Annotated in this window: 3 protein-coding genes; all 3 read left to right on the forward strand. The window is 71.2% G+C overall.

What is annotated here, in order from left to right:
- Positions 1-252: 252 nt before the first annotated feature.
- Complete coding sequence (locus CCL05_RS43440) at positions 253-1,035, forward strand: ATP-binding cassette domain-containing protein (protein ID WP_425276002.1); 783 nt, start codon at positions 253-255, stop codon at positions 1,033-1,035.
- A complete protein-coding gene (locus CCL05_RS43445; RefSeq protein WP_086565917.1) occupies positions 1,007-3,091 on the forward strand; it encodes a YhgE/Pip domain-containing protein in 2,085 nt (694 codons plus the stop codon). Before CCL05_RS43440 ends, CCL05_RS43445 begins: the two co-directional genes overlap by 29 nt.
- A gap of 71 nt (positions 3,092-3,162) precedes the next feature.
- Positions 3,163-3,792 (forward strand): TetR/AcrR family transcriptional regulator, encoded by a 630-nt coding sequence (locus CCL05_RS43450; protein WP_086565918.1) that lies wholly within the window; start codon positions 3,163-3,165, stop codon positions 3,790-3,792.
- Positions 3,793-3,958 lie beyond the last annotated feature (166 nt).

Below are 3,958 nucleotides of genomic sequence, written 5' to 3' on the forward strand. Positions count from 1 at the left end.
CGCCGGGCCGGTCAGTGAGGGGGCAGGGCCGGAGGCGCGGCGCCGGCGGGCGGCTGCTGCGTGGTAGCTGGCCATGACGAACCTCCTGTCGTCTGTGTGACGGCACGTCCGGCAAGGAGTGCCGTATGTGACCCATCGTGAGGTATGGCACTGACAATCCGTTCTGACCTGCAGTTTTGCTTCGATCGTAGGTTCGGAGTAGTTTTTGCACTGACCAGTCAGTTCAAATTTCCGACAGAACGAGGGAGACTCGTGGGGGAACGAGTGGGAGGGGCGCGGATCGCCGCCGCGGGCCTTGGAGTGAAAGGGCCGCGCGGGTGGGTGTTCCGCGGGATCTCCGTCGACGCCGAGCCGGGATCGCTCGTGGCGGTCGAGGGCCCGTCCGGGTCCGGCCGGACGTGCCTGCTGCTCGCGCTGACGGGACGGATGAAGATCGCGGAGGGCACCGCCACCGTCGGCGAGGCCAGGCTTCCCAAGCAGTTGTCGGCGGTGCGCCGGATCAGTGCCCTGGCCCATGTGCCCGGGGTCAGCGAGCTCGATCCGGCCCTGACCGTCGGCGAGCACCTGCGGGAACGGGCACTGCTCCAGCGGCGGTTCGGCGACTCCCTGCGCGGGCTGCTGCGGCCTCGCGGCGAGCGGGCGGCCGAGGCCGGGCGGCGCGTCGACGCGGCCCTGGCGGCCGTGGGCCTCGACCTGGAGGCGCTGCCCAAGGGCCCCCGTACCGCCGTGCGCGATCTGGACCGCCTGGAGGCGCTGCGGCTGTCCCTCGCCCTCGCGCTCGTCGGCCGGCCCCGGCTGATCGGGGTCGACGACACCGACCTCAAGCTCTCCGACGGCGAGCGGGACGAGATCTGGTCGCTGCTCAGGTCTCTCGCCGACGCGGGGACGACGGTCGTGGCGGTGTGCAGCGAGGCCCCCGAGGGCGCCGTCAGGGTGTCCACCGAGGTCAACCAGGACGACCCGGCCGCCGAGGACGAAGAGGCCGCCCAGGGAGAGGAGAAGGCCGATGCGTTCGCCGAGACTGGCCGCGCTTGAGCTCCGCCGTTTCGGCCGGGGCAAGCTGCCGCGCGCCGCGCTGGTCGCGCTGCTGGTGCTGCCGTTGCTGTACGGCGCGCTGTACCTGTGGTCGTTCTGGGACCCGTACGGCCGTCTGGACCGTATCCCCGTGGCGCTCGTGAACGACGACAAGGGGGCGACCGCCGACGGGAAGAAGATCACGGCGGGCGACGACATCACGAAGGGCCTGCGCGACAGCAAGACCTTCGACTGGCAGGAGGTGAGCGCCGCCGAGGCCCGCCGGGGCGTCGAGGACGGCACCTACTACCTGTCGCTCACCATGCCCGCCGACTTCAGCGAGCGGATCGCCTCCACCTCCGGGAACTCCCCGGAGACCGGTGCCCTCCAGGTGCGCACGAACGACGCGAACAACTACATCGTCGGGCAGATCTCCCGGACGGTGTTCAGCGAGGTGCGCCAGGCCGCGTCCACGAAGACGTCGCGGTCCTTCCTGGACAAGATCTTCGTCTCGTTCTCCGACATCCACGGCAAGACCGTGAAGGCGGCGAAGGGCGCCGACCAGCTCAAGGGCGGCATCGGCAAGGCCGAGAAGGGCTCCAAGGACCTCGCCGACGGCCTGAGGGACGCCAAGGACGGCAGCGGCAAGCTGTCCACGGGCCTGAAGAAGCTCCACACGGGCGCGGGCGACCTGGAGGACGGCTCGAAGCAGGTCGCGGACGGCACGCAGAAGCTCGCCGACCGGGTCAACGCGACCGCCGGCGAGGTCGGCCCCTTCCTCAAGGGCAACGAGAAGACCATCGCCGACACGGCCCGGCTCGTCGCCGACTCCTCCGGTGTGATCCGCGAGCACCTGGACACCCTGGCGAAGACGGCTCCGACCGCCGCCAAGGGCGCCCGTACGGCGTCGGACACGCTGAACGCCGTCTACGCCAGGCGCTGCGACGACCCCGTCCTGCCCGACGCCGCCTGTGGCGACCTGAAGAAGGCGAAGGACGCGGCGGCCGACGCGGCCGTCATCGCCGGCGACGTCAACACGCTGATCGCGGACCAGAACGGCGATCTGACGAAGCTCGACAAGAACCTCGCCGCCCTCCAGAAGCAGTCCGAGGCCCTCGCCGACCGCGCGCCGCACCTCTCCGAGGACCTCGACGACGCCGTCAAGAAGATCAACAAGCTGAACGACGGGGCGGCCCGGGTCGCCGCCGGCGCGAAGAAGCTGCACAAGGGGCTCGGCACGGCCAGGACCGGCGCCGTCGACCTGAACAAGGGCGTCGGCAAGCTGAAGACGGGCGCGGACGACCTCAGCGGCGGCATGTTCAAGCTCGTCGACGGCTCCGGCAAGCTCGCCGGCGGGCTGCACGACGGGGCGGAGCGGATCCCCGACTACGACAAGCAGGACCGCGACCAGCGCACCGAGGTCATGGCCGACCCCGTGCGGCTCGCCTCCCAGGACCTGCACAACGCGCCCAACTACGGCACCGGGTTCGCCCCGTACTTCATCCCGCTGTCGCTGTGGGTCGGTGCGATGGTGGCCTACATGCTGATCGCGCCGATGAACCGGCGCGCGCTCGCCGCGGGCGCCCCGGCATGGCGGATCGCGCTGGCCGGCTGGCTGCCGGTGGTGGCGATCGGGGTGCTCCAGACGGTGGCGCTGATGTCGGTGCTGCACTGGGCGGTCGGCCTGGAGATGGCGCGGGCGGCCGGGACGGTGGGCTTCCTGTTCCTGGTGACGGCGTGCTTCGCGGCGATCGTTCAGTGGCTGAACGCGCGCTTCGGGGCGGCGGGCCGGATCCTCGTCCTCGCCCTGCTGATGCTCCAGCTGACCTCGGCGGGCGGCACCTACCCGGTGCAGACCAGCCCCGGCTTCTTCAACGCGCTCCACCCGTTCCTGCCGATGAGCTACGTCGTGGAGGCGCTGCGCAGGCTCATCACGGGCGGCGGTCTGGAACCGGTGTGGCACGCGTGCGTGGTGCTGACGGCGTTCACCGCCGGTGCCCTCGCGCTGACCGCCGTGGCGGCCCGCCGCCGCCAGGTGTGGACGCTGGACCGGCTGCACCCGGAGCTGAGCCTGTGAGCGCTTCGGTGACGTCCCCGGTGAGCCCTTCGGTGACATCTCCCGGAAAGGTTCCTGTGACAATCAGGGCCATGGAAAGCAGCAGTGCCGCGTCGGGCGGCAGCACGCGCCGCGAGGCCACCCGGCAGAAGCTCTACGAGGCGGCCGTCACGCTCATCGCCGAGCAGGGCTTCTCCGCCACGACCGTGGACGAGATCGCCGAGCGTGCCGGAGTCGCCAAGGGCACGGTCTACTACAACTTCGCGAGCAAGTCCGTCCTCTTCGAGGAACTGCTGCGGCACGGGGTCGGCCTCCTCACCGCCTCCCTGCGGGAAGCGGCCGAGGGGACCGCCCGCGAGGGCGGCACCAAGGTCGACGCCCTGGACGCGATGGTCCGCGCGGGGCTGGTCTTCATCGACCGCTACCCGGCCTTCACGCAGTTGTACGTGGCCGAGCTGTGGCGCACGAACCGGGCCTGGCAGTCGACGCTGATGGTGGTCCGGCAGCAGGCCGTCGCGGTCGTGGAGGACGTGCTGCGCGCGGGTGTGGCGGGCGGCGAGTTCAGCGACGAGATCGACGTCCCGCTGACGGCGGCCGCGCTGGTCGGCATGGTCCTGGTGGCCGCGCTGGACTGGAAGTCCTTCCAGCCGGAACGCTCCCTGGACGATGTCCACGCGGCGCTGTCCCGGCTGCTCCAGGGACGGGTGAGCGGCTGCCGCTGAGGGCACGCCCTGAGCGCTGCCGCCGAAGACACCCCAAGCGCAGATGTGAAAGCGCCGGTCCGCTGTGGCCGCGTCCCCCGCGGGCCACCTCGAACCGGCGCCTTCCTCGCTCCCCCGTTTTCCTGCTCCCCCGTACCTTTCCCCCCACCCCCCCCCTTCCTTCGTC

It is taken from the genome of Streptomyces africanus (genome assembly GCF_002150735.1).
In the GTDB taxonomy this organism is placed as follows: domain Bacteria; phylum Actinomycetota; class Actinomycetes; order Streptomycetales; family Streptomycetaceae; genus Streptomyces; species Streptomyces africanus.

What these genes read in the sequence shown, in the direction of transcription:
- CCL05_RS43445 (WP_086565917.1), top strand. Translation starts at nt 1,007, where the DNA reads ATGCGTTCGCCGAGACTGGCCGCGCTTGAGCTCCGCCGTTTCGGCCGG.
- CCL05_RS43450 (WP_086565918.1), top strand. Translation starts at nt 3,163, where the DNA reads ATGGAAAGCAGCAGTGCCGCGTCGGGCGGCAGCACGCGCCGCGAGGCC.